Source organism: Lentzea kentuckyensis, assembly GCF_002150765.1.
Lineage (GTDB): Bacteria > Actinomycetota > Actinomycetes > Mycobacteriales > Pseudonocardiaceae > Lentzea > Lentzea kentuckyensis.
In genome coordinates, this window is record NZ_MUYM01000007.1 from 280 (window position 1) to 26,170 (window position 25,891).

Genomic DNA, 25,891 nt, shown 5'->3' on the forward strand with positions numbered 1-25,891 from the left:
GCGACGATCTGGCCGAAGAGCCCATCCCGTTCTGAGCGGGCTTGCGCCGTTTGGGGCAAACGGGTTCCGGGTGTTGGGGAACCCACCCGAACCTGATGCGCCGCCGGAGAAGATGTACCTACTGCGATCCACGAAGAAGGAGGGAAGCTCGTAGATCGGGGCCGACGAGGACCGATCGCCGAGAGTCGTTCATGTTCGAACGGAACGGGCAGGTCACCGAGTCGCGTGACGCTCGAACCGGGGGTGAACGCCTGCTTGTCGGCGACCGAGGTCAGTGGCCTCCGGGCACCGCTCTACGATCGCCGCCATGGCCGAGTTCATCTACACCATGAAAAAGGTGCGCAAGGCGCACGGTGACAAGGTCATCCTCGATGACGTCACGATCATGTTCTACCCCGGCGCGAAGATCGGTGTGGTCGGTCCCAACGGCGCCGGCAAGTCGAGCGTGCTCAAGATCATGGCGGGGTTGGACACGCCGAACAACGGCGAGGCGTACCTGTCGCCCGGTTACACCGTGGGCATCCTGCAGCAGGAACCGCCGCTCAACGAGGAGAAGACCGTCCTCGGCAACGTCCAGGAGGGCCTGGGCGAGATCAAGGTGAAGCTGGACCGCTTCAACGAGATCGCCGAGCTGATGGCGACCGACTACTCCGACGAGCTGATGGAGGAGATGGGCAAGCTCCAGGAGGAGCTCGACCACGCCGACGCGTGGGACCTCGACTCCCAGCTGGAGCAGGCGATGGACGCCCTGCGCTGCCCGCCGCCGGACGCCGACGTCACCAAGCTCTCCGGTGGTGAGCGCCGCCGTGTCGCGCTGTGCAAGCTGCTGCTGAGCAAGCCCGACCTGCTGCTGCTCGACGAGCCCACCAACCACCTGGACGCGGAGAGCGTCCTGTGGCTGGAGCAGCACCTCGCGCAGTACTCCGGCGCCGTGCTCGCCGTCACCCACGACCGGTACTTCCTGGACAACCTCGCCGAGTGGATCCTCGAGATCGACCGCGGCCGGACCCACCCGTACGAGGGCAACTACTCGACCTACCTGGAGAAGAAGGCCGAGCGTCTGGCCGTCCAGGGCAAGAAGGACCAGAAGCTGCAGAAGCGCCTCAAGGACGAGCTGGAGTGGGTGCGCTCCGGCGCCAAGGCCCGCCAGGCCAAGTCCAAGGCGCGACTCGACCGCTACGAGGAGATGGCGGCCGAGGCGGAGAAGACCCGCAAGCTCGACTTCGAGGAGATCCAGATCCCGCCGGGCCCGCGTCTGGGCAACGTCGTGGTCGAGGCCGAGAAGCTGAAGAAGGGCTTCGGCGACCGGGTCCTGATCGACGGTCTGTCGTTCACGTTGCCGCGCAACGGCATCGTGGGCGTCATCGGGCCGAACGGCGTCGGCAAGACGACGCTGTTCAAGACCGTCGTCGGGCTGGAGAAGCCGGACGCCGGCGAGGTGAAGGTCGGCGAGACGGTCCTGCTGTCCTACGTCGACCAGAACCGCGGCGGCATCGACCCGAAGAAGAACGTGTGGGAGGTCGTGTCCGGCGGACTCGACTACATCCACGTCGGCAACGTCGAGATGCCCTCGCGCGCGTACGTCAGCGCGTTCGGCTTCAAGGGCCCTGACCAGCAGAAGCCCGCGGGCGTGCTGTCCGGTGGTGAGCGCAACCGCCTCAACCTCGCGCTCACGCTCAAGCTCGGCGGCAACCTGATCCTGCTGGACGAGCCGACCAACGACCTGGACGTCGAGACCCTGGGCTCACTGGAGAACGCTCTCGAGCAGTTCCCCGGCTGCGCCGTGGTGATCTCCCACGACCGGTGGTTCCTCGACCGCGTCGCCACGCACATCCTCGCGTGGGAGGGCACGGACGAAGACCCGTCGAAGTGGTACTGGTTCGAGGGCAACTTCGAGGGCTACGAGAAGAACAAGCTCGAGCGCCTGGGTGCCGATGCCGCAAGGCCGCACCGTGTCACGTACCGCAAGCTGACACGGGACTGAGAGGGCAACGGCGACGTCGTGGCGGCGAGGGGCGAGACGCAGGCGAACGTCGAGGTGAGCACGCTGGTCGTGCCCGCCTGGCGGCTGCGTTGGCGGGCACCGGAGCTCGCTCTGGTGCTGGGCGAGCGCGCACTCGCGCTCGCCTCCGCCCGTCACGACGAAGCCGACCGCCTGCGGGCGGAGTCGCTGGTGGTCTTCGCGGGCAACCGGGTCGGCCGCGGCGTCCGCATCGCCGACCGGGCGATCGACGCGTTGAAGGCCGCCGAGGCAGCCGGTGAACACGAGACCGCGTGGCTGCTGCGGGTGGAGCTCGCGGCGTGCGCGCGGTCCGTGGGAGCCCCGCTGACGGGGTTCGCCGCGGTGACGCCCGTGCTGGAAGCGCAGGACGTGCCCGCGGAGCTGCGGGCGTCGGCTCTGGTGCAGGCCAGCGAATGCCTCGTCACGGTCGGCCGCGGCGACGAACCCACGCGGGCGCTCGCGGAAGCGGACCAGCTCTACGTCGCCGACCCGACGCTCGACGACGACACCCGCCTGTTGCTGCGCGGCCTGATCCGCGCCGTGCAGGCGGCGCAACACCGGCGGTGGGGCGACATCGCCGCCGCCGTCGGTGCCGCGCGGGAAGGTCTCGACCTGCTGAGCAGGTTCTCCGACCCGTCCGCGGACAGCGGCCAGGGGATCGGCCGGCTCACGCTGGAGCTGGTGCTCGCGTTGATGGACGCGAACCGCCTGCTCGACGCGAGCGAGGTCGGCGGCCCGATGCTCGATCTCCCGGTGCGAGCACCGTCGGCGTCGACGACCGGCTGGTTGCGCCTGGCGCTGGCCACCCGCGTGCATCTGCCCGCTGGCCGGGTCGCGCTGGCTCGCGAAATGCTGCGCGAGGCGGCGGCGAGCGCCGAACGCCACCAGCTCGACACCCTGCTGGCGGAAAGCCTGCTCGCGCTGGCCCACGTGCACGAGGTGTCCGGCGAGCTGGCCGACGCGCTCACGAACCTGCGCTCCGCCCACGCCGCCGAACGCCGCCGGGCGCGTGCCGTCTACGCGGTGCGCGCGAGACTGGCCGCCGAGTTCTCCGGCGTCCACCGCCAGCCCGCTGACCTGCACCAGCAACTGGCGAGCGTGCTCCGCCCGGTCGAGGGCATGCCGATCGTCACCGACGGCGTGCTGTCCGCCGCCCTGAAACAACAGCTGCGCCAGTGGAGACCTGTCCAGGTCCGCAAAGGCGACGGCCTGACGGTCAAGCGCGTTCGCCGCGCTGCCGAAGACATGACCGTGGAGGGTTTGTCCGCGGCACGCCAGCACGCCGCCGACCGGTGGCGCATGGTCCAGCCGTTCGGTGAGCCCGACGACAAAACCCCGGAGCCCGTGGAACCGCCCGCCGCAACCCCGTCCTCCGACCGCACCGTCCCCGCCTCGGGCCTGATCGCCTCCGCGGGCGCCATGGTGAGCGGTCGCCGCCGCGCCGCCCGTGTGGCCGCGGGCGAGATCGACGACGACGAGCCGAACACCCTCGCCGAAACCCCTGCCGCTCCCGAGCCGCAGGCACCCCAGCTCCAGACATCTCAGCCCGACGAGACGCCGGCATCGCAGCCGTCGCTGAGCCCGGAGCAGGAACGCAAGCGCAAGGTCGAGCAGCAACTCATGGAGCTGCAGCGCGAGGCCCGCCGCCAGATCGAGGCGGAACGCCAGGCCCGCGAGGAACAACGCGCCCAGGCCGAACGCGAGGCCCGCGCGGCGGAGGAAGCCGCCCGCCAGGAGGCCGCGCGTCAGGAAGCAGCCCGCGCGGAAGCCGCACGCCAGGAAGCAGCCCGTCAGGAAGCGGCGCGACAAGAGGCCGCTCGCCTGGAGGAAGCCCGGCGCGAGGCCGCCCGGCTGGAGGCCGTTCGGCGGGACGTGGCGCGTCAGGAAGCGGCGCACCAGGAGGTCGCCCGCCAAGCCGCGGAACGCGAGGAGGCGGCGCGCGCGGAAGCCGCCGCCCGCGCGGAAGCCTCGAACCCGCAGCCGGAAAGCGTCCTGGACATGCTCAAGGCCCAGGGCCTGCGAGCAGGTGGCCGTCGCCGCGCCCGTGACAACGAGGCCGAGCCCGCAACCCCGTCGTGGCGCGTGGAACCGCCGTCCCGCCGCCGCGAAGACGACGCCGCGGCCCCGGATTCCGCCGCACCGCAGGACTCCCCGGCCGGGTCGCACGCCGCGCCCGCCGACCCCCCGAACTACTTCGCGGACCCGGAGATGCCGGACCGCCCCGGTCGCTCCGGCCTGTCCGCGGCGTTCGGCCGTCCGCCGGCGGCCCCGGACTTCGGCCCGCACCTGGACGAACCGGCCTACCCGCCGTACACCCCGGCCTCGGGCTTCCCGGCCACCCCCGCCCAGGACGACGAGCGCAAGCTCCCCGACCTCGACTTCAGCTCGCTCGACTTCAGCACCCCGAAGTCCCAGCGGCCGTCCGCCTCCGTCCCGTCCCCGGAGCCGGCGGAGCACCCAGACCCGGAACCGAAGCCGGATCCCGACCAGCAGCCGCTGCCGCCCATCCCGGACCCGATCCCGTCGGTACCCACCCCGGACGAGATCCCGCAGGCCCCGGCACCGGACCTGCTGTCGAGCACGTTCCTGAGCTCGGCGGACGTGGAGGACGACACCGGCGACGTCCCCACCGTCCCGGTCCGCCTGCCCCGCGCCGCGGATCAGCCGGCACCGCCCGACAGCACCGCCCAGCCCGGCTTCGGCGGCCAGTCGAGCTTCGGCACCCAGAACTTCGGGACGCAGCCGACCTTCGGCACCCAGCCCGGCTTCGGCACACAATCCGGCTTCGGCACCCAGTCGGGCTTCGGCGGCTTCGGCACCCAGCCCGATGCCAACACACCGGACACCGCCACCGAACCCGGCGTGGGCGCCGAGCCCGACGCGACCCCGCAGTACGACTTCTTCGCGACGGAGCCCGAGCCGGACGCCCCCACGGAGACCGGACTCACCGTCCCTGCCGACAGCGAACCCGCGGGCAAGCCGGTCGGCACCGAGACCACCGGCGAGTCCAACACGCGAACGGGCCGTCCGAGCAGCCGCCGCAAGCCCAGCGACCTGAGCCTCGCCGACCTGCTGGCAGAAGCGCTCGTCGCCTACGAGACGGGCCGCCGCTCCGACGAGGAGCAGGTCGATACCGCCGATCTGACCGTCCCGGACTGGTCAGCCGAGTCAGAGGGCGCCGGGGACTCCGCCGTCGCTCCCGAGCGATCCGGCGACGAGGAGGAACGGCCCTCCGCCGCGGACTCGCTCTTTCGCCCAGGGGAGTCCTTCGGCTCGCAGCCGCTCCCACCGCAGTCGCCCGCGGAAGCGGCGTCGGGTGAGGACTCCGGCTTCGGCCCTGGCTCGTCGTTCAGCACCCAGCCGCTGTCGGCGGAGCCGGGTGAGGGCGCGGGGATTCGGCCTGGGTCGTCATCGGTGCCTGCGGAGTCCCGTGAGGACTTGGGATTTCGGCCTGGCTCGTCTTTCGGTTCGCAGTCGGAGTCGGACTCAGGGTTCCGGACTGGTTCTTCGTTTGGCATGCAGCCGGAGCCGGGGGAGGGCCCTGGGTTTGGGTCTGGGACGCCGTCTGTCCCTGCGGAATCTGGTGGCGACGCTGGATTTGGACCTGACTCGTCCTTCGGCTCGCAGCCGGCGTCGGAAGGGGACTCGGGATTTGGGGCCGGCTCTTCGTTCGGTTCGCGGTCGGAGTCGGGTGAGGATTCTGGGTTTCGGCCTGGCGCTTCCTTCGGCACGCAGGCGTTGCCAGGCGAGGCCGGCGCGGACCCCCTCTTTCGGCCCGGCTCGTCCTTCGGCTCGCAGCAGGACTCAGCCGCGGGCTCACCCATCGGGGACTCGCTCTACCGCTCGACCCCGTCCTTCGGCGCCCAGCAGTCCCCGGCTGAACCGGTCGCGGACAACCCGCTGAGCTCGTTCGGCTCGCAGTCGCCGTCGATCGGCGAAGGGCCGGGCTCGGAGTACTTCCTCCCGGCGCAGCCGGCAGGTCGACCCGGCCCGGAGTCCGCTCAGCCCTTAGTGGAGTCCGAGCAGGAGAAGACCGGCCCGATCGCCCCCGTCGGCGCATCGGACAGCGAGACCACCGGGCCCATCCGTCCGATCGGGCTGAACGGTCCCGCAGGTTGGACTCTGCCGGGCGCGTAAGCGTGATGGTGGGCAACACCACACTCGCACCGCGGAGCGCCTTGCCCGCCGGGTGCGCCGAGGCGAGTTGCCTGGCGGCTGGTGGGCGAATGTTGCCGGTTCGGCGGTCTTCCCGGGACCGTCGGGCCCATGATCGATCGTGTGCGTGGACCGGTCGGAAGCCGGGTCTGGCCCGCTCGTCGGGCCTGCCTGGGTGCTGTCGCGTCCATCATGCGGAATGCCTTGTCGCCACTGATGATGTGACTCGATTCAGCCCTCGATTCAGTGGTTCGTCAGTGCCCCTCCTGTTGCCGGACACGGCCGCCATCCCATCTAGGGTGGGGGCGAACCCGGCACACAGAGGTGCCGGATAGCGTGGAGTCGCCTGAAGATGACCTCGACTGGAGCCCCGACCCGAACCGACGACGCCACTGCGGTCACCACCGCGGACGGCGACAGTCCAACGGCCAGTCCTGAACAGGTCCGTGACGAGCTGATCGAACGGGCCGCCGCCAATGCACCCGAACTCGCTGATCTGATCCGCCTCTTCTACCGGCACGTGCCCGCCGAGGAAGTCAACGACGACGACCCGGTGGACCTGGTCGGAGCGGTGCGGTCGAACTACCAGCTCGCCGAGAGCCGCGTCCCAGGACGCGCCGCGGTGCGCATCCTCAACCCAACGCGCACGACCGACGGGTGGCAATGCCCCGTCACGGTGGTCCAGGTCGTCACGGACGACATGCCGTACCTCGTGGACTCGGTCGCGTCCGAGCTCACCCGCGGTGGTGTGCAGGTGCAGCGCGTTGTGCACCCCATCGTCGTCGTGCGGCGTGACCCGGTCACCGGTGAGCGCACCGAGGTGCTGCCGACCGCCGATCCGGCCGACCCGCCCGCGGACGCGCTGGCCGAGTCGTGGATGAACATCGAGGTCGACCTCATCACCGACGCCGATCGTGCCCGCGAGCTCGAGACCCGGCTGCTGACGGTGCTGACCGACGTCCGCGAGGTCGTCGAGGACACCGACCGGATGGTGTCGACGGCTCTGCAGCTGGCAGAGGAGCTCGGCAAGGACCCGGCCGAGGACACCACCGACGGCTCGAAGCTGCTCAAGTGGCTCGCTGACGGGCACTTCACCTTCATGGGCTACCGGCAGTACGAGCTGGTGCAGGAGGACGGCGAGCCGGCGCTGCGGGCGGTGCTCGCGAGTGGGCTCGGCGTGCTGCGCCAGGACAGCCTCGCGGCGCGCAGCCTCACCGCGGGGCCGGACAACGGCGCGCAGGCGCTCAGCCCCGACCTGCTCGTCCTCACCCAGGCGAGCGCGCAGAGCAGCGTGCACCGCAGCGTCTACCCGTACTACGTGGGCGTGAAGACGTTCGACTCCGAGGGCAACGTCTCCGGTGAGCACCGGTTCCTGGGCATCTTCAGCACCACCGCGCTGCACGAGGACGTGCTCGACATCCCGGTGATCGAGCGCCGCGTGCGCGAGGTGATCCACCGCGCGGGCTTCCCGCTGCAGTCGTACTCGGGCCAGCGGATGCTCGAGGTGATCCAGAACTACCCGCGCACCGAGCTGTTCTCGGTCGACAGCGACACGCTGTACCAGACCACGACGGGTGTCATCGCGCTTGCGGAACGCCGCAGGCTGCGGCTGTTCCTGCGCCGCGACCCGTTCGGCCGCTTCTTCTCGTGCCTGGTCTACCTGCCGCGCGACCGCTACACGACGACGAGCCGCCTCGCGATGCAGGAGGTGCTGCTCGCCGAGCTCGGCGGCCTGAACCTCGAGTACAGCGCGCGCATCGGCGAGTCCGCTCTCGCGCGCGTGCACTTCATGGTGCACACCGACCCGGCGCGCACGCTGGAGCCGGAGGTCCACGCGATCCAGGCCAAGCTCGCCGAGGCCGTGCGCAGCTGGGACGACCGCATGGTCGAGGCCGTCGGTGGCGACGACCTCGGTGCCGAGTCGGCGACGGAGCAGGGCCAGCGGTTCGCCTCGGTCTTCCCGGAGGCCTACAAGGAGGACTTCCCGGCCTCCACAGGCCTTGAGGACTACCGGCGCATCGAGGCGCTCGTCGAGGGCGACCTCGACATGGTGTTCTACGTGCCAGAGAACGCCGAGCCGGGGGAACGGCGCTTCAAGCTGTTCGTGACCGGCGACGGCATCACGCTGTCGGACGTGCTGCCGATGCTGCAGCGCATGGGCGTCATCGTGGTCGACGAACGGCCGTACGAGATCGCTCGCGAAGACGGCGTGCAGTGCTGGATCTACGACTTCGGCCTGCGCATCGACCAGGCCGCGCTCGCCCAGCTGTCCGAGGCCGACCTCGACAACGTGCGGGTGCGGTTCCAGGACGCGTTCGCGGCCGTGTGGCGCGGTGAGGCCGAGGTCGACCGGTTCAACTCGCTGGTGCTGCAGGCCGGGCTCACCTGGCAGCAGGCCGCGATGCTGCGCGCGTACGCGAAGTACCTGCGGCAGGCCGGCACGCCGTACTCGCAGGACTACATCGAGGACGCCGTGCTCGGACACACGAGCGTGGCGATCGCGCTGGTGGCGTTGTTCGAGTCCCGGTTCGACCCGAGACTGGACGACGCCACGCGGGCCGACCGCACCGAGACGATGGTCGTCGAGACCGGCAAGCTGATCGACGACGTGACCAGCCTCGACGCGGACCGCATCCTGCGCAGCCTGCTCACGCTGATCAACGCCACGCTGCGGACGAACTACTTCTTCCGCGACGCCGACGGCAACGCCCGCCCGTACCTGTCGGTCAAGCTCAACCCCCAGGCCATCCCGGACCTGCCGGCGCCGCGGCCGAAGTTCGAGATCTTCGTGTACTCGCCTCGGATCGAGGGCGTGCACCTGCGGTTCGGCAGCGTCGCGCGCGGTGGTCTGCGCTGGTCCGACCGCCGCGAGGACTTCCGCACGGAGATCCTCGGCCTGGTCAAGGCGCAGGCCGTGAAGAACGCGGTGATCGTGCCGGTCGGCGCGAAGGGCGGCTTCGTCGTCAAGCGCCCGATCCCGGCGACCGGCGACCCCGGCATCGACCGCGAGAACTTCATGTCCGAAGGCATCGCCTGCTACAAGATGTTCATCTCGGGCCTGCTCGACCTCACCGACAACCTGATCAACAACGAGGTCGTGCCCGCGCCGCAGGTCGTGCGCTACGACGGCGACGACACGTACCTGGTCGTGGCCGCGGACAAGGGCACCGCGACGTTCTCCGACATCGCGAACGGCGTCAGCCAGAGCTACGGCTTCTGGCTGGGCGACGCGTTCGCCTCCGGTGGCTCGATCGGTTACGACCACAAGGCCATGGGCATCACGGCCAAGGGCGCGTGGGAGAGCGTGAAGCGCTCCTTCCGCGAACTCGGCGTGGACACGCAGACCGAGGAGTTCACCGTCGTCGGCATCGGCGACATGTCCGGTGACGTGTTCGGCAACGGCATGATGCTGTCCGAGCACATCCGGCTCGTGGCCGCGTTCGACCACCGGCACATCTTCATCGACCCGAACCCGGTCGCGGACACCTCGTACGCCGAGCGCGTGCGGCTGTTCAACGTGCCCCGCTCGTCGTGGGACGACTACGACCGCTCGCTGATCAGCGAGGGCGGCGGCATCTTCCCGCTCACGGCCAAGTCGATCCCGCTCTCCGAACAGGCCCGCGTCGCGCTGGGACTGCCAGAGGGCGTGGAGAAGCTGTCGCCGCCGGAGCTCAAGAAGGCGATCCTGCTGGCGCCGGTCGACCTGCTGTGGAACGGCGGCATCGGCACGTACGTCAAGGCGTCGACCGAGTCGCACGCCGACGTCGGCGACAAGGCGAACGACTCGATCCGCGTCAACGGCGACGAGCTGCGGGTCAAGGTCGTCGGTGAGGGCGGCAACCTGGGCCTCACCCAGCGCGGCCGCATCGAGTTCGCGCGCAGCGGCGGCAAGGTCAACACCGACGCGCTCGACAACTCCGCCGGCGTCGACTGCTCCGACCACGAGGTCAACATCAAGATCCTGCTGGACCACCTGGTCCGGGAAGGGTCGCTGGAGCAGCAGCAGCGCAACGAGGTCCTGGCCGAGATGACCGACGAGGTCGGCGAGCTCGTGCTGGCGGACAACTACTCGCAGAACAACGTCCTCGGCGTCAGCCGGGCGCACGCCGTACCGATGCTGTCGGTGCACGCGCGTCTCACGGCCGACCTCGAGCAGCGCGGTGCGCTCAACCGCAAGCTGGAGGCGTTGCCGAGCGCCGCGGAGTTCAAGACGCTGGAGAAGCAGGGCACGGGCCTCACCTCACCGGAGCTGGCCACGCTGCTCGCGTTCACCAAGCTCACGCTGAAGGAAGAGCTGCTCGCGAGCGACATCCCGACGATCGACACGTTCAAGAACAAGCTGCCGGACTACTTCCCGAGCCTGCTGCGCGAGCGTTTCGGCCTGGCCATCCCGAACCACCCGCTGGCGAAGGAGATCATCACCACGGTCGTCGTCAACGAGGTCGTCGACGGCGGTGGCGTGTCCTACGCCTTCCGCCTGGCCGAGGAGATGAGCGCGTCGGCGACCGACGCGGTCCGTTCCTACGCCGTGGTCACCGAGGTCTTCGACCTGCCGTCGATCTGGCGCGAGATCCAGGCGCTGGACAACGTGGTGCCGACGGAGGTCCAGGACAGCATGGTCCTGGAGACCCGCCGGCTGCTGGACCGCGCGTCCCGCTGGCTGCTCTCGAACCGCCCGCAGCCGCTCGCGGTGGGCTCGACGATCAACCGCTTCCGCGGCGTGGTCGAGGAGCTCAGCCCGTTCGCCCTGGACCTGTTGCAGGGCAAGGAATACGACGTCGTCGCGGGCAAGGCGGACCGGTACGTCGAACAGGGCGTCCCCGCCGAGCTGGCCCGCAAGGTCGCGGCGCTGCTCTACATGTACGGCCTGCTCGACGTCACCGAGATCGCCGAGCTGGCCGAACGCGAGTTCGGACCGACCGGCGGAGCGGGTCCGGAGCGCACGCACCGGGAGACGGCCGAGGTGTACTTCGCGCTGTCCGACCACCTCGACATCGACCACATGCTGGACTCGGTGACGAGCCTGGAGCGCGGCAACCGCTGGCACGCCCTGGCCCGGCTGGCTCTGCGCGACGACTTCTACTCGTCGTTGCGGGCCATCTCCATCGACGTGCTGAGGGCGAGCGACGAGGGCGACACCGCGAGCGAGAAGATCACCAAGTGGGAGCAGGCCAACGCCTCCCGCCTGGCTCGCTCGCGCGGCGCGCTCGAAGAGATCAACCGGGTCCACCAGCTGGACCTGGCCACCCTGTCCGTCGCCGCCCGCCAGGTGCGGAGCATGGTCAGGTAGTGCCCGGAGCTGGAGCAGGTCAGAGGACCTGCTCCAGCTCGGCACGCTGCGCGATCGCGTGACGCTGCCAGTACCGCACGATCAGGAGCATCAACGCGCAAACGGCCGCCACGATCGTGGCGGCACCGCTCCCCATCCACAGGCCGAGGAGCTCCATGCCGTCGTAGGGCGTGGGAATGTCGGTGAAGAAGACGTAGCCGCACACCGACCCGAGCACCACGGCCCCGGCCGCGACAGCGCCGACCGCGAGGTTCGTCCACGTGAGCGCGCCGGACTCGAACACGGTGCCGTTGCCTGCCCGGTGCAGCACTCCCCACAACGCCACCAGCAGGGCCTGGCAGCACGCGACGAAGACGATCGCGAACGCCACGAACGGCACTTGCACGGACTCGTAGGGCGGGAAGAACGCGACCTCGTCCGCCGCGGCCGTCGGGATCACCACGGCCTGCGCGAAGAGGCCGCCGACGAACGCGACGGCGAGCAGGGTCTGCAGGAAGATCACCAGTACGCGGAACATAGATCGAGTATCGAGAGCTGGCTATCGACTTTCAATCGGCTGGCGTGGAGATCCTGTGAAGGTTGGTGGGCGGTAGGGTCCCTGCATGGGTGTCTTCGTCACTGGTGTGCGGCCGCGATGGTCGGACATGGATGCGTTCGGCCACGTCAACCACGCGAACACGGTGACGTTGCTGGAAGAGGCCCGGATCGAGCTGCTGTTCACCGAGGCGGCGCGCCACGGGGTCAAGGAGATGGCCGAGGGCATGGTCGTGGCCAAGCTCGTGGTCGAGTACCTCGCGCCGATCGTGTTCACCGGCGAGGACATCATGGTCGAGATGTCGGTGCGGGAGCTGAAGTCCGCGTCGTTCACACTCGACTACGTCGTGCGCGGCAGCCGTGATCCGAACAGCCCGGTGGTCACCAGGGCGGAGACGCTCATGGCGCCCTACAACGTGACCACCGCGCGGCCGCGTCGGCTGACCGAGGCCGAGCGTGACTTTCTCGCCGGGTGGCGGGCAGGGGGAAATGGTGCCTGAGCTGGTGTTGGCCGACGCGGCCGAAAGAGACGACCTCGGGGCGTTCGCCGCGCGGGCCGTGCGGTTGGACGGGCAGACCGTGGTGCGGCTGCGCAACCGCAACGAGGAGCTGCTCGACGCGTGGGTCGCCACGCCGTTCGACGCGCTGGCCACGCGAACCGTTGCGGGGCAGGCGAATCCGGCCGACGTCACGGTGTCCGGCTCCGAGCTGCTGACGGGCCTCGCGGTCATGCGGGACGAACGCATCGATCCCGGGCCCGCCAAGGACCTGATGTGGCGCTCGGCCCTGCCGCCCGCCGACGGCTGGCTCCTGGTGGACCGGCTGCCCGTCGAGGTGATCGCGAAGATCGCGGACGAAGGCGTCGAGGTGGCCCGGGAGAACACCGGGCCGCAGGGCACGCCGCCGGCCTCCCTGATGGACCAGACCGTGCTCACGGTGAGCGGGTCCGGACTGGACGTGAAGGTGCCGCTGCGTGTCCTGTTCGCGTTGTCGGGCATGGGTTTCCTCGGTGAGGAAGGCGATGTCCGGGTCACCGCGACCGACGCGTGGCTGCGGATCGACGCCCGCTACGGCGCGGTGGTGCGCCGCCGGCACTCGATGTTGCCGCTGATCGTCTGAAGTTCGACGTAGGCCGCGCTCACCTTGGCGAGCCAGTCCGCTTCCTCGTCGGGCTCGGGTGCGAAGAACTCGGGAGGCCGGCCTCCTGGTTCACCGCGCAGGGCCGCGTCGATGCACGCGGCCTCGGCGTGAGCGCGCGCGTCCTCCGCCGTGAGCCCCGCACTCGTGGCGGAGGCCTGTGCCGCTTCGTGGACGGAGGCATCCAGCCGGGAACGCAGCGGGCCGATCAGCGCGTCCCGGATGCCGATCACACGGTTCAGCAGCCGCGCCCGTGAACCGCGCACGCCGTGTTCGGTGATCCCGAGCGCTGTCGCCAGAGGGGCCAGCTGCCGGTGCAGACGACGCCTGCGGGTGGCCGCGCTCGTCGACGGCAGCAGCAGACCTGCGAGCAGGAACAATCCCGCGGGAACGACCAGCAGGATCTGCGCTCCGGACAGCCCGTGCTCGGCCCAAGGCAGCGGGAAACCCAGCCACACGGCGAACGCGTAGGACGTTTTGTGCACCGCGTGCACGATGGACAGGACACAGCCAATCCCCATCAAGGTCAGGCTCGTCCTGAGCACGCCGTGCTCTTGGGTGCGATTGGTCCACACGATCCTCAGCACGTCGGCCATCGCGATCGAGCCGTACAACTGCCACACCAGTACGTATGCGGCGATGCCGACGTCCGCGTGTCCCCGTTCACCGAGCAACGGCAACCCAAGCCGGACGGGACCGAGCAGATAGCAGACTGCCAGCAGCCCCAGTGCCACAGCGAGCAACCGGACACGCGAGCGCACCGGCTCGTCCGGCTTGACGACGGCGAGCGTGAACATCACGGCGTAGAACGACATGCCCATGCTCGCCAGGTGCTGCACCACCTGCGGGAACCCCGGCAACTCGCCGAACGCGCGGTGGATCGGCCAGTAGACGGCGGCGAGCCCGAGGACGTTCGAGATCTCCATGCACACCAGCGCGAAGAACACCGCGCGCGCCGCGCGGTCGGACGGGTTGCGCCGCCAGGCCAGGTAGCGGTTCAGCGCGCCGGCGGCGATCACCGTGATCAGGACCAGGTGGGCCGCGATGGCGGGTGCCATGCTCAATCCTCCAACGCTCTGCGAAATCCCGAGGCCCTGCTGGCCCTGCCGAGCACCTTGTAAGCGAAGTTCTCCGCCTGCCGTTCGGCTCGTCCGGAAAAGGTGTCGTGCTGACGCGCCATCATGATCCGCAGGGTTTCCCCGCCGAGATCCGGGAAGAGCTCCGACATCGTCTCCGCGCCGCTGTGCTCGTGCAGGATGTGGCCGAGCTCGTGCAGGATGATGTGCTCCTGGTGCAGCACCGAGGTGTTCTGCTCGTAGCAGATGATGTCGGCGCGCTCGCCGGCGAGCCAGAGGCCGCAAGGCCCCAGCAGCGTCATCGGCAACGACGTCAGCACGATCGGTCTGCCACGCTCGGCGCTGAGACGGCGGCACAGTTCGTGGACATCGAACGGGCGTGGCAGAACCAGCTTCGCGGCAAGCCTGCTCACTCGAGTCCCTCCAGCCTGCGCAGCTGCTCGGTCAGCGCGCGCACGGCGTCCACGCTGCCGGGGGAAAGGCCGATCATCCTGGTCGCGGCGCTCGCGACCCCCGCGTCGCGCATCGCGGCCGCCAGTCCGATCTGCGCGGTGACCTGTTCGGTCGTCTGATCGTCGAAGAAATAGGCGACCGGGATGCCGAAGAACTCGGCCAGCCGCTCCAGGGTGTCCTTCGTCGGATTGGTGTTCTTGCCCGAACGCAACGCGGACAGCAGCCCCGTCGACAGACCTGTCGCAGCGGAGACTTCGGGGTGGGTGAACGGTTTCCGACCTCGTGGGCGCACCTCGCGGAAGAGGTGGTCGACCTTCTCCGCCAACGTCCGAGGCACCTCTGCCGATGCGGCCGTCGTCTCGTTGACGTGCTCCACGCGAGAAGTCTACAGTCGAGTTGATCGATCACTTTAATGACACGGACTGTCCTGGGCGTCAGTCTGGTGATTCCCTGGAGTGTGTGGTCGCTTCGTGCTGCCCGCGCTCCGGGGCGAGGTGATGACACCTCGGCCGAACTAATGGGGGAATGCATGCGTTTCCGGCTGCTCGGACCGGTCGAGGCGCAGGTCGACGACAGACCCGTCTCGCTCGGCGGTCCCAAGCCGAAAACCGTGTTCGCGCTGCTGGCGGCGAACGCCGGGCGGGTGGTCGGGGTGGACCGCATCGTCGACGTCGTGTGGGGCGAGGAGCCACCGGACAACGCCAGGTCCTCGCTCTACACCTACGTGTCGACGTTGCGGCGGGCACTGGGTGACGTCATCGGCAAGCGAGGCGGCGGTTATCAGTTCAGCGCCCCTCGTGACCAGGTCGACCTGCACATCTTCATCCAGTTGGTCGAGGAAGGCCGCGCACTGCTGGCCGACGGGTCACCCGCGGAGGCCGTGAGACGGCTCGACGTGGCGCTGGACCTGTGGCGCGGGCCGGCGCTGGCCGACGTGCAGGGAGCGTGGGGCGAGGCCGAGCGCACCCGACTGGAAGAGCTGCGGTTGGTCACCGTGCAGGACGCCGCCGAGGCGAAGCTGGGGCTCGACCGCGGTGAGTCGCTGGTGGTCGGGCTGACGGCGGCCGTCGCGGAACATCCGTTGCGGGAACGGTTGCGCGGCCTGCTCATGCGTGCGCTACACCAGGCAGGGCGTCAGGCTGATGCGCTCGCCTGCTACGGGGAAGGCCGCGCCGTCCTCCTCGAGGAGTTGGGGGTCGAGCCGGGACCGGAGTTGCGTGCCGCGCACGAACGGGTCCTGCGCAGCGATGACGGTGAGACACCCGCCGCGCCGTTGTCGAAGCGCCCGGACCAACTGCCGTTCGGCATCGGTGACTTCACTGGCCGTGGCAGGGAAGCGAATCGGCTCACTCGACGGCTGCGCGAAGGCGCACGGCTGTGTGTGATCTCCGGCAAGCCGGGGGTCGGCAAGTCGGCTCTCGCGGTGCACGTGGCGCACGACGTCGGGGACCACTTCCCGGACGGACGGTTGTTCGCGGACCTCGGCGGACTGCAACCGGTGCGCGCGGAGCCGACGGACGTGCTGGCGAAGTTCCTGCGTGCGCTCGGTGTCGCGAACGCGGCGATCCCGGACGCGGTGGAGGAACGCGCCCAGCTCTACCGGACGTTGTTGGCCGACCGGCGCGTGCTCGTCGTGCTCGACGACGCCACCGACGAGCGACAGGTCCGCCCGCTGTTGCCGGGCGGCCACCGGTGCGCTCTCCTCGTCACCAGCCGCCAGCGCCTGGACGCGCTCGGCGGCGCCAGTCATCTCGGCCTCGACGTGTTCGGCGACGAGGAGGCGGTTGAGCTGCTCGGCAGGGTGGCCGGGGTGGACCGGGTCGGCGCCGATCGCGAACAGGCGCTGCGAATTGCGCGGTTGTGCGGGAACCTCCCGCTCGCGTTGAGGATCGCGGCTGCCCGGCTCGCGGCACGTTCGCTGTGGCCGTTGCGTAGACTGGCCGACCGGCTGATGGACCAACGTGACGTGCTGCGGGAGCTGCGGGTCGGTGATCTGGAGGTGCGCGGCAGCTTCGCGCTGAGTTACGACGGCCTGCCCGTGCGGGAACGTGTGGCGTTGCGCAGGCTCGGGCTGCTCGGTGTTCCCGACTTCGGGAGCTGGATCGTGGCCGCCCTGCTCGACTGCCCGGTGCCGGAGGCGGAGGACACCGTCGAACGCCTGGTGGACGCGCAGTTCGTGGACATGTCGATGGTCGGCGGCATGGTCCGGTATCACCTGCACGACCTCGTTCGCGCGTTCGCGCGTGAACGGGGTGAGGCGGAGGAGTCGTCGCAGGACGTCCACGCTGCCGCGTCCCGGGCGGCCAGGTCGGCACTGGCGCTGACGCAGATCGCCGGCAATCGGATGCCGCACGCGACGTTCGTGAGCGATCGCCTCGAAGCCGTGCCGCACCTCGACGAGCGGGTGGTGGAGGAGCTGCTGGCCGACCCCGAACAGTGGTTCGTGACGGAGCAAGCTGGGCTCGTCGCGACGACGGAACGGGTCAGCGAGCTCGACCTCAGCGAGGACGCGACCACGCTCGCGGCAGCGCTGTGCTCGTCCAGGTTCGCCGTTCACAACCTGTTCGGGTTGTGGTGGCGCACGCACGACGCGGCGCTCGGTGCGGCCCGGCGCACAGGGGACCGGGCGGGGGAGGCCCGGCTGCTGACGGGACTCGGCTGGCTCCGCTTCGAGCAGGACCGCTTCGACGAGGCTGAGGACTACTACCGGCGGGCCATCACCGCCTACGGCCAAAGCGGGGACCGACACGGCCAGGCGAGTGTCCAGCTGGCGCTGAGCAGCGTGCAACGCGAGCGCGGCATGCTGGCGGACGCGCTGGTATCGCTGACGAGCGCGCTGCCCGACCTCGACGATCCGAGCGCAATCGCCCAGGCGGTGCACGGAATCGGCAGGGTGCTGACGGAACGGGGAGAGCTCGGCGCCGCCCTCGACGCGAGCCTGCGGGCGCGAGAGGCCTACCGGCGACTCGGCGACCGCAGGGCCGAGGCGATCGCGTTGCGCTCGATCGGCATCGTGCACCGCGCCGCGGGCCGTAATGCCGAGGCGGAGGCGTGCTGCGCCGAGGCGCTGGACATGTTGAGGGACATCGGCGACAGGCTCATGACGGCGTACGCGACTCAGGCACTGGCGAAGGTCCTGATCAGGCAGGGCCGCGGCGCCGAGGTCAGGGACGACCTGGTGGCGTGTCTGGTGACGTGCAACGAGATGCAGGACGGGTTCGGTCAGGCGCTGGTACTGCGCACCCTCGGCGAGCTGGAGCTCGCGCAGGGCCGAACCGAGGAGGCACGACACCACCTCGAACGATCGCTGCGGTGGTGGGAGGCGTTGTCCCTGCCGATCTTCCGCGCCAGGACGTTGCGAGACCTGTCGGCGCTCGGCGACGACGCGGCGTGGGCCGAGGCGCTGGCGATCTTCCGGCGGCACGGTGCCCGCGAGGCGCGCGAGGGACGACCTCAAATTCGATCTTCAGATCTCTTGAAGGTCCTCGACCCAGAGTGATCCCAGCACCGCGGACATCGGGTCTGCGGAACTCCTTGGGGGTTTGGGATGAGGCTCAAGAGATTCGCTGGACTGGGAGTCGTCACGGCGCTCGCCGCACTCGCGCTGGCAGGTCCGGCCGAGGCGCGGGAAACCGTTGGGGGACAGGGAACGGAGACGCCGGTCGTCGGTCTCGCCGCGTCGGACGTGGACGAGTCGATCACCAGGCCCGAGGTGATCGCCAGGGCGAAGGCCTGGCTCACCGCCTACAACGGTGGACCGGTGCCGTACAGCCAGGACACGAACTCGCCCTTCCAGGGGTACCGGCGCGACTGTTCCGGATTTGTGTCGATGGCGTGGAAGCTCGGGGTCAGCCGGAGCACGGAGACCATCCCCGGTGTCTCCTCCCGCATCGGCAAGGACGACCTCAAACCCGGTGACGTGCTCGGAAACCTCGGGCCCGGCACGGGAGGCGACGCCGGCCACGTGGTCATCTTCGAGGCGTGGGCGAACGACGCGAGGACGTCCTACATCGGCATCGAGCAGGCGGGCGACACCCAGAGCACGGTTCGCCGCGCGATTCCCTACCCGTACTTCAACAACAACACCAGCTTCCTTCCCTGGCGCTACAACAAGATCGTCGACGGACATCCCCTGGATCGGGTGAGCGACGTCAACCGGGACGGCTTCGGCGACCTCGTCGGCGTGGCGGCCAATGGCGAGCTGTTCGGCTACCACAACGCCTCGCTGGTGAGCGGTGACCGATCCCCGTTCACCGTGGAGACGTGGCGGAACAAGGGCAGCAACTGGTCCGGTGTCAGCACCCTTGCCTCGGGTGACGTGACCGGCGATGGTTATGCGGATCTCGTTGGAGTGGAAGGGAATTCGCTCGTCGTCTACGCGAACGGCTCGCTCGTCAACCAGGACGGCAAGCCTTACGGTGCGGTGACCTGGCGCTACGAAGGCAACTGGAGTGCCGTGGCGCACCTGGCGGTCGCGGACGTGACCGGGGACGGCTGGGGCGATCTGATCGTGGTGGAGCGTTCGGGCGCACTGGCCGTGTACAGCAACGGCAGCAAGGTGAACCCGGGCGGCAAGCCGTTCGCCGGCGAGACCTGGCGACTCGGCACCAGCTGGGGCAACGTCAAACAGGTCGGTGTCGCCGACCTCAACCGCGACGGCTTCGGCGACATCGTGGCCGTGGACGGCAACGGTGAGCTCTTCGGCTACAACAACGCGTCCCTGGTCAGTGGTGACGGCAAGCCGTTCACGGGTGAGACGTGGCGGATCCGCGGCAGCAACTGGTCCGGCGTCAAGCAGTTCACGGTCATGGACGCCTCGGGCGACGGTTACGCCGACATCATCGCGGTCGAGCCCGACGGCAAGTTGTCCATGTACGCCAACGGTTCTCTGGTCAACCCCAACGGCGTTCCCTACGCCGGCGTCTCCTGGACCGCGGCCGGCGACTGGTCCGGCGTCCGCACCCTGGCCTGATCCGATCACCTGCCGAAGAGGAAAGAGTGGAGAAATGTCTGTGTTGCAACGACTTGTGATCGGTGTTCTGGCCGCCGCGGTGGTCACCGGTGTCGCGACGGAAGCGCACGCGAGGCCTGGCGACGCCCCGAGCGTGCAGGACGTGAGCGAGGACTGCGTGGTCCCGCCGAACCACGACCCGAACGTCACCAAGATCGTCTACCAGGTCGGCCGCGACCTCGGTGTATCGGACAAGGTGATGCTCGCGGGCTTCGAGACGGGCTGGATCGAGTCGCACATGAACAACCTGGACTGCGGTGACAGCGACTCTCTCGGGGTGTTCCAGCAGCGGCCGTCGATGGGCTGGGGGACGCCGGAGCAGGTCAGGAACGTGAGCTACGCGTCCAACTCCTTCTTCACGAGGGCGGTCGGCAACGACCGCGCCAACCCCGGCCTGACCCCGGGGCAACTTGCCCAGTCGGTCCAGCGCTCCGCTTTCCCGGACCGGTACGACCAGGCCGAAGGCAAGGCGAGAGCCCTGCTGGCCGAGGTCGCGATCCCGCTGGACCGGGTGAGCGACGTCAACCGGGACGGTTTCGGCGACCTGGTCGCGGTGGACGGGAACGGCGAGTTGTTCGGCTACAACAACGCGTCTCTGGTGAGCGTCGACCGCAAGCCGTTCACCTCGGAGACGTGGCGCAACACCGGCAGCAACTGGAGCAACGCGAAGCTGCTCGCGTCGGGTGACGTGACCGGCGACGGCTACGCGGACCTGGTCGCGACCGAGGCTGACGGGAGATTGTCGGTGTACGCCAACGGTTCGCTGGTCAACCCGGGCGGCAAGCCGTTCGCCGGCGTGACGTGGACCTATCCCGGTACCTGGGCGGGCGTCAAGCAACTGGCGATCGCGGACGTGACCGGCGACGGCTGGGGCGACCTGGTCGCGGTGGACGGTTCGGGTGCGCTGGTCGTGTACGCCAACGGCAGCAAGGTCAATCCTGGTGGCAAGCCGTTCGCGGGGGAGACCTGGCGGCTCGGCACCAACTGGGGCAACGTCAAGCACCTCGGTGTCGCGGACATCAACCGCGACGGTTTCGCCGACATCATCGCGGTGGACGGCAACGGCGAGCTGTTCGGGTACAACAACGCGTCGCTGGTGAGTGGTGGCAAGCCGTTCACCGGCGAGACCTGGCGGATCCGGGGCAGCAACTGGTCCGGGGTCAAGCATTTCACGGTGAGCGACGCGTCCGGTGACGGGTACGCCGACGTCGTGGCTGTTGAGGCCGACGGCAAGCTGTCGGTGTATGCCAACGGTTCGCTGGTCAACCCCAGCGGCGTACCGTACGCCGGGGTGACGTGGACCATCGGCGGCGACTGGTCGCAGGTGCGCGCAATCGCCTGACTGACCACAAAGCACGAGCAGCGCCCCGGGACCAGGTCCCGGGGCGCTGCTCCTTTTACCTCGAGTTTGCTGCAGGTTCGGTGTCGGAGAATTCAGGGCGCCGCAAGCGGATACCCGTGGCACGATGTCGCGCGTGTCCGCCGAAACGCAACCGCAGGAGGAGACCGAGTACCGGGTCTCGACCCTGGAGCTCTTCTTCGACCTGGTCTTCGTCTTCACGATCACCCAGCTGACCAGCACGCTCGCTGACGACACGTCACCGCTGGGCTTCGGCCAGGTCGTGATCATGCTGTTCGTGATCCTGTGGATGTACTTCGGGTACGTCTGGCTCACGAACGCCGTCCCGCCGAACACCGCGCTGCGGCGGGTGCTGCTGATGGCCGGCATGGGCGGGTTCCTGGTCATCGCGCTGGCGATTCCGAACGCGTTCGGGGCGGCCGGACCGGCGTTCGGCATCGGGTATCTGATCGTGAACCTGGTGCACTCCGGACTGTTCATCTCGGCGGGCGGACCGGGTTCGGCCGCGGCGATGGCGCGGCTGGCACCGTTCAACCTCGGCTCGGCGGGCCTGGTGATGGTCGGCGGCTTCCTGCCACCTGCCGCACGGGCGGCGGCCTGGACCGCGGCCGTCGTGCTGATGGTCGTGTCGCCGTACGTGAACCGGCGGCACGGCGAGTTCCAGATCAGGTCGGCGCACTTCGTCGAGCGGCACGGCCTCGTGGTCATCGTCGCGCTCGGAGAGTCGATCATCGCGATCGGCATCGGGGCGGCGGGGTTGCCGCTCAACCTGCAGATCGTGGTGGCCGCGTTGCTCGGTCTCGCGCTCGTCTACCAGCTGTGGTGGTGCTACTTCGGCCGCGACCAGGACATGCGGGCCGAGCACAGTCTCGTGAACATGACGCAGTCCGAACGAGCCCGCGCGGCGCTGTCGGCGTTCGGCTGGGCACACGCGCCGATCCTGCTCGGCATCGTTGTCGTGGCGGTCGGCGTGAAGAAGACGATCGGCCACGCCACCGAACACCTCTACCTCAGCGGCGCGCTGGCGTTGGGCGGCGGTGTCGCGATCTTCCTCATCGGCCAGGCCTACTTCCGCCACCGGCTGCGGATCGGCACCGTCAAGTGGCGGGCGCTCGCCGCGGTGGCGGCGCTGGCGACCGTGCCGATCGGGTTGTGGCTCGCCATCGCGCAGGTCGCGGCACTGGTCGTGGTGGTCGGGGCGCTGCTGGCGGTCGAGGACAACGTGCGGGCCTGACAGTGTGGCCCACGGTTCTCAAAACAACCTGAAGCCGCGGTTTGAGCTTTCTTCCAGAGGTCTCAGCGAGTCTTCGCCGGTCGCAAGGACACCGGGAACGCAACGGGAGACCAGCCATGAGCCGCAAGACGACCGCACCGTCCACCGCTGTCTGAAGTGGACGGTGACGCGATCGGCGTGCTGACCAGGGCCGCCAGCTGGATAGGCGTTCCGTACAACCAGGACGTTCTGCACGCCAACGAACACGGCACCTACCGCACCGACTGCTCCGGGTTCGTCTCGATGGCCTGGGGACTGTCCTCCGCTCGTGGCGGTCTCAACACCGTCGACCTCGTGGCGGTGAGCGTGCCGATCACGAAGGACGAGCTGAGACCAGGCGATGTGCTGATCGACGCGATCGGCGACCGCACGACCAGGCACGCCACGATCTTCGTTGCCTGGGCGGACGACCGCCGCGAGTGGTACTGGGCTTTCGAGCAACGCGGTGGGCACGGCACTGTGATCCGGATCGTGCCCTATCCGTACGACGACCGCGCCGAGAACTACCGGCCCTACCGCCGGCCACGGCTCGTCACCGGCTCTGCGGCTCAGGCCAGCCAGACCGCGGTGTCCGGCGGCAACTGGTCGCCGTCCATCGGACCGGACGACAGCAGCACCTGACCGGGCGGCAGCGGCACGGACGCACCGGACGTGTTCAGCGCGCAGATCAGCCCGCCGCCCTTGCGCCGGAACGCGAAGCAGCCCGCAGGGGCGCCGTACCACTCCAGCTCCTCGCCGGAGAAGCCCGCGTTGGACTTCCGGTGCTCGAGCGCCTCGCGGTACAGCGAGAGCATCGAGCCCGGGTCCTCCAGCTGCGCCTCGGCCGTGAGGTGGTCCCACTCGTTCGGCTGCGGCAGCCAGGTGTTGACGGCCGTGGAGAACCCGAACGGCGGCGTGGTGCCCTCCCACGGGATCGGCACCCGGCAGCCGTCCCGGCCGCGCTCGGTGTGGCCAGAGCGCTCCCAGGTCGGGTCCTGCAGCGCCCAGTCGGGCAGTTCCACGTTCGGCAGGCCGAGTTCTTCGCCGTTGTAGAGGTAGATCACGCCCGGCAGCGCCAGCTCGACCAGCGCCATCGCGCGGGCCCGCTGCTCGCCCAGCGCGCCGCCGCCGTAGCGGGTCACGTGGCGTACGACGTCGTGGTTGGACAACGTCCACGTCGCGGGCGTGCCGGACAGCGCGACCGCGCCCAGCGAGTGCTCGATGGCCGAACGGACGGCGTCGGCGTCGAAGTCGGCCTCGACCAGCCGGAAGTTGAAGCCCAGGTGCAGCTCGTCGGGACGGACGTAGGCCGCGAAGCGCTCGTCGTCCTTCACCCAGATCTCGCCGACGGCCATGGTGCCGGGGTAGCCGTCCATGACCTTGCGGATCATGCGGTGGATCTCGTGCACGCCGTCGTTGTCGAACCGCGGGTCGTGCGCGTCGTCGGACAGCACACCCGGCACCTGCGTGCGGATCTCCATGTCCGGCAGGCCTTCTGGCTTGGCCATGCCGTGCGCCACGTCGATGCGGAAGCCGTCGACGCCGCGGTCGAGCCAGAACCGCAGCGTGTGCTCCAGGTCGGCGCGGACCTCCGGGTGGTCCCAGTTGAGGTCGGGCTGCTCCGGCGCGAACAGGTGCAGGTACCACTGGCCGTCGGGCACGCGGGTCCAGGCGGGGCCGCCGAAGACGGACACCCAGTTGTTCGGCGGCTGCGAGCCGTCGAAACCGCGGCCCTCGCGGAAGATGTAGCGGGACCGCTCCATGCTGCCCGGACCGGCCTGCAGCGCCTCCTGGAACCACTCGTGCAGGTCGCTCGTGTGGTTCGGGACCAGGTCGACCGTCACGCGGATGTTGTGCTCGTGCGCGTCCGCCACCAGCCGGTCGAACGCGGCCAGGTCGCCGAACAGCGGGTCCACGTCGCGGGGATCGGCGACGTCGTAGCCGTGGTCGGCCATCGGTGAGCGGTAGAACGGGGTGAGCCAGAGGGCGTCGACACCGAGCAGTTCCAGGTAGCCGAGGCGGGACCTGATGCCGTCGAGGTCGCCGACGCCGTCGCCGTTGGAGTCGGCGAAGGAGCGCACGTACACCTGGTAGAAGACGGCGTCACGCCACCAGGCGGACTCTTCGGCGATCTCGGGGCTGAGGTCGGAGGATCGTCGCACGGGGGGTCATCCTGCCATTCGTCTCGCTGCGAAAGGACCCGATCGGGTGATAGGCGCTCAGGACCAGCTGTTCATCAGGCTGTTCGCGGCCATCTCCAGGTAGTCCCAGAGCTGCTTGCGGTGGGCCTCGTCCAGACCCGCTTCGTCGACGGCGATCCGCATGCAGCGCAGCCACGCGTCGCGCTCGATCGGGCCGATCGAGAACGGCACGTGACGCATTCGCAGCCTCGGGTGGCCCCGGTTCTCCGAGTAGGTGTGGGGGCCGCCCCAGTACTGCATGAGGAACAGCCGCAGCCGCTCCTCCGCAGGTCCGAGGTCCTCTTCCGGGTACAGCGGCAGGAGGACGTCGTCGGCCTTCACCTCTTTGTAGAAGCGCGCGACGATGCGGTGGAACGTCTCCTCGCCACCGACCTGTTCGAAGAAGCTCACGGGGTTTCCCACCCAACCATCCTGACTCACGCGAGCCACTGCGCGCAGGCCGCCCCGGCTGTTCGTTTCGCCATAGGGGTGTGAACTGGCAGGACGCCGGGTGATCACCGTCTCGAATGGGTGTTCTAACTCACTTGGCCGTGAAGCCCGCTTCTTCCAGCGCCGGCATCAGCTGCGCGCGCAGGTTGCGCTGGACCGCCCACTGACGGCCGGGCCGCGTCTTCACGGTGACCCGCAGGGTGATGCCCTCCGGCGTGAACTTCTCGACGCCGAGCACCTCGGGTTTGGCCGTGATGTCCGTCTTGAGCGGTTCCATCCCAGCAACCTCGGCGACCCGGCGCTCCAGCACCTTGGTCGCCTCGGCGAGGTTCGCGCCGTAGCTCAGCGGCAGGTCGACGACCGCGACCGCGAAGCCCTGAGACGAGTTGCCGACGCGCAGGATCTCGCCGTTGCGGACGTACCAGACGGTGCCGCCGGTGTCGCGGATCGTGGTGGTGCGCAGCGCGACCGCCTCGACGGTGCCGGTGATCGACGGGCCGAGGTCCACGACGTCACCGACGCCGTACTGGTCCTCCAGCAGCATGAACATGCCGGACAGGAAGTCCTTGACCAGGTTCTGGGCGCCGAAACCGATCGCGACGCCCAGGATGCCCGCCGAGGTCAGCACGGGCGTGACGTCCAGCCCGACCACGATCATGATCTCCAGGAACGCTATTCCGAAGATCAGGATCGTGACGATGGACTTCAGCACCGAGCCGATCGTGCGGGCGCGCTGCTCCCGGCGTTCGGAGACGAGGTTCCCGAGCGCCTGAGGTGCGCGTTCCCGCAACGGCTTGAGCAGCCCCGGCTTCTTGCCTTCCTTGCCGGGGATGGTGATCCGGTCGATGATCTTGCGCAGCACGGCTCTCAGCACGAAGGCGGCGATCAGGATCACGACGATCTTGATCGCGCCCGCGAGGATCACCGGGCCGTATTTGTCCACGAAGTCGACCGCCTCCGCGGCCTTGTTCGTGACGTCATCCACTGGACT

The 25,891-nt window shown here is 69.3% G+C and carries 17 protein-coding genes; 10 read left to right on the forward strand and 7 right to left on the reverse strand.

The window, feature by feature from the left end; translation table 11 throughout:
* Nucleotides 1-307 precede the first annotated feature (307 nt).
* The 3 genes from ettA (at nt 308) to B0F77_RS05010 (ending at nt 11,447) form a co-directional block, all read left to right on the forward strand.
* Nucleotides 308-1,984, forward strand: a complete 1,677-nt coding sequence (gene ettA / locus B0F77_RS05000) for an energy-dependent translational throttle protein EttA (RefSeq protein WP_086661585.1) — start codon at nt 308-310, stop codon at nt 1,982-1,984.
* Between the two features lie 18 nt (nt 1,985-2,002).
* A complete protein-coding gene (locus B0F77_RS05005; protein WP_086661586.1) occupies nt 2,003-6,139 on the forward strand; it encodes a hypothetical protein in 4,137 nt (1,378 codons plus the stop codon).
* Nucleotides 6,140-6,509: 370 nt separating this feature from the next.
* Nucleotides 6,510-11,447 (forward strand): NAD-glutamate dehydrogenase, encoded by a 4,938-nt coding sequence (locus B0F77_RS05010; RefSeq protein WP_086661587.1) that lies wholly within the window; start codon nt 6,510-6,512, stop codon nt 11,445-11,447.
* Nucleotides 11,448-11,466: 19 nt separating this feature from the next.
* Here the strand turns inward: B0F77_RS05010 and B0F77_RS05015 are convergent, their stop codons facing one another.
* Nucleotides 11,467-11,964: a DUF2975 domain-containing protein gene (locus tag B0F77_RS05015; RefSeq protein ID WP_086661588.1), complete on the reverse strand. Its 498-nt coding sequence runs from the start codon at nt 11,962-11,964 to the stop codon at nt 11,467-11,469.
* 85 nt (nt 11,965-12,049) lie between these two features.
* Between B0F77_RS05015 and B0F77_RS05020 the strand changes: the two genes are divergently transcribed.
* Both B0F77_RS05020 and B0F77_RS05025 read left to right on the forward strand, forming a co-directional pair.
* A complete protein-coding gene (locus B0F77_RS05020; protein WP_086661589.1) occupies nt 12,050-12,481 on the forward strand; it encodes an acyl-CoA thioesterase in 432 nt (143 codons plus the stop codon).
* Complete coding sequence (locus B0F77_RS05025) at nt 12,474-13,100, forward strand: DUF8010 domain-containing protein (RefSeq protein ID WP_086661636.1); 627 nt, start codon at nt 12,474-12,476, stop codon at nt 13,098-13,100. The genes B0F77_RS05020 and B0F77_RS05025 overlap by 8 nt, the downstream gene beginning before the upstream one ends.
* Here B0F77_RS05025 and B0F77_RS05030 read toward each other — a convergent pair.
* From B0F77_RS05030 to B0F77_RS05040, 3 genes are read right to left on the reverse strand one after another with little or no spacing between them, the layout of a single operon-like run.
* Nucleotides 13,049-14,176, reverse strand: a complete 1,128-nt coding sequence (locus tag B0F77_RS05030) for an MAB_1171c family putative transporter (RefSeq protein WP_086661590.1) — start codon at nt 14,174-14,176, stop codon at nt 13,049-13,051. The two genes, B0F77_RS05025 and B0F77_RS05030, sit on opposite strands and share 52 nt — an antisense overlap.
* Before the next feature lie 2 nt (nt 14,177-14,178).
* Nucleotides 14,179-14,607, reverse strand: coding sequence for an ImmA/IrrE family metallo-endopeptidase (locus tag B0F77_RS05035; protein WP_086661591.1), 429 nt, complete (start codon nt 14,605-14,607; stop codon nt 14,179-14,181).
* Nucleotides 14,604-15,023 carry a helix-turn-helix domain-containing protein gene (locus B0F77_RS05040; RefSeq protein WP_086661592.1) on the reverse strand — a complete coding sequence of 140 codons (420 nt, stop codon included), beginning with the start codon at nt 15,021-15,023 and terminating at the stop codon, nt 14,604-14,606. The genes B0F77_RS05035 and B0F77_RS05040 overlap by 4 nt, the downstream gene beginning before the upstream one ends.
* 153 nt (nt 15,024-15,176) lie before the next feature.
* Here B0F77_RS05040 and B0F77_RS05045 point away from each other — a divergent pair, with 153 nt between their 5' ends.
* From B0F77_RS05045 to B0F77_RS05065, 5 genes are all read left to right on the forward strand, one after another.
* On the forward strand, nt 15,177-18,146 hold the full coding sequence (locus B0F77_RS05045; RefSeq protein WP_086661593.1) for an AfsR/SARP family transcriptional regulator: 2,970 nt from the start codon (nt 15,177-15,179) through the stop codon (nt 18,144-18,146).
* A gap of 48 nt (nt 18,147-18,194) precedes the next feature.
* Nucleotides 18,195-19,619 (forward strand): C40 family peptidase, encoded by a 1,425-nt coding sequence (locus tag B0F77_RS05050; protein ID WP_086661594.1) that lies wholly within the window; start codon nt 18,195-18,197, stop codon nt 19,617-19,619.
* A 40-nt stretch (nt 19,620-19,659) separates the two neighbouring features.
* Nucleotides 19,660-21,000 carry an FG-GAP repeat domain-containing protein gene (locus tag B0F77_RS05055; protein ID WP_143466573.1) on the forward strand — a complete coding sequence of 447 codons (1,341 nt, stop codon included), beginning with the start codon at nt 19,660-19,662 and terminating at the stop codon, nt 20,998-21,000.
* A 133-nt stretch (nt 21,001-21,133) separates the two neighbouring features.
* Nucleotides 21,134-22,252 carry a low temperature requirement protein A gene (locus B0F77_RS05060; protein ID WP_211293663.1) on the forward strand — a complete coding sequence of 373 codons (1,119 nt, stop codon included), beginning with the start codon at nt 21,134-21,136 and terminating at the stop codon, nt 22,250-22,252.
* A gap of 156 nt (nt 22,253-22,408) precedes the next feature.
* Nucleotides 22,409-22,912, forward strand: coding sequence for an NlpC/P60 family protein (locus B0F77_RS05065; RefSeq protein ID WP_086661597.1), 504 nt, complete (start codon nt 22,409-22,411; stop codon nt 22,910-22,912).
* On the opposite strand, the gene B0F77_RS05070 is transcribed toward B0F77_RS05065, so the two are convergent.
* The 3 genes from B0F77_RS05070 to B0F77_RS05080 all read right to left on the reverse strand — a co-directional run bounded on the left by B0F77_RS05070 (nt 22,840) and on the right by B0F77_RS05080 (nt 25,843).
* Nucleotides 22,840-24,432 carry a glycoside hydrolase family 13 protein gene (locus B0F77_RS05070; protein ID WP_086661598.1) on the reverse strand — a complete coding sequence of 531 codons (1,593 nt, stop codon included), beginning with the start codon at nt 24,430-24,432 and terminating at the stop codon, nt 22,840-22,842. The two genes, B0F77_RS05065 and B0F77_RS05070, sit on opposite strands and share 73 nt — an antisense overlap.
* 57 nt (nt 24,433-24,489) lie before the next feature.
* On the reverse strand, nt 24,490-24,873 hold the full coding sequence (locus B0F77_RS05075) for a globin (protein ID WP_086661599.1): 384 nt from the start codon (nt 24,871-24,873) through the stop codon (nt 24,490-24,492).
* 118 nt (nt 24,874-24,991) lie between these two features.
* On the reverse strand, nt 24,992-25,843 hold the full coding sequence (locus B0F77_RS05080) for a mechanosensitive ion channel family protein (protein ID WP_245847837.1): 852 nt from the start codon (nt 25,841-25,843) through the stop codon (nt 24,992-24,994).
* Nucleotides 25,844-25,891 lie beyond the last annotated feature (48 nt).

Bases quoted from the DNA above. Each gene is read 5' to 3' on its own strand.
- ettA (WP_086661585.1), top strand. From the start codon at position 308: ATGGCCGAGTTCATCTACACCATGAAAAAGGTGCGCAAGGCGCACGGT.
- B0F77_RS05010 (WP_086661587.1), top strand. From the start codon at position 6,510: ATGACCTCGACTGGAGCCCCGACCCGAACCGACGACGCCACTGCGGTC.
- B0F77_RS05015 (WP_086661588.1), bottom strand. From the start codon at position 11,964: ATGTTCCGCGTACTGGTGATCTTCCTGCAGACCCTGCTCGCCGTCGCG.
- B0F77_RS05020 (WP_086661589.1), top strand. From the start codon at position 12,050: ATGGGTGTCTTCGTCACTGGTGTGCGGCCGCGATGGTCGGACATGGAT.
- B0F77_RS05030 (WP_086661590.1), bottom strand. From the start codon at position 14,176: ATGGCACCCGCCATCGCGGCCCACCTGGTCCTGATCACGGTGATCGCC.
- B0F77_RS05045 (WP_086661593.1), top strand. From the start codon at position 15,177: ATGCGTTTCCGGCTGCTCGGACCGGTCGAGGCGCAGGTCGACGACAGA.
- B0F77_RS05050 (WP_086661594.1), top strand. From the start codon at position 18,195: ATGAGGCTCAAGAGATTCGCTGGACTGGGAGTCGTCACGGCGCTCGCC.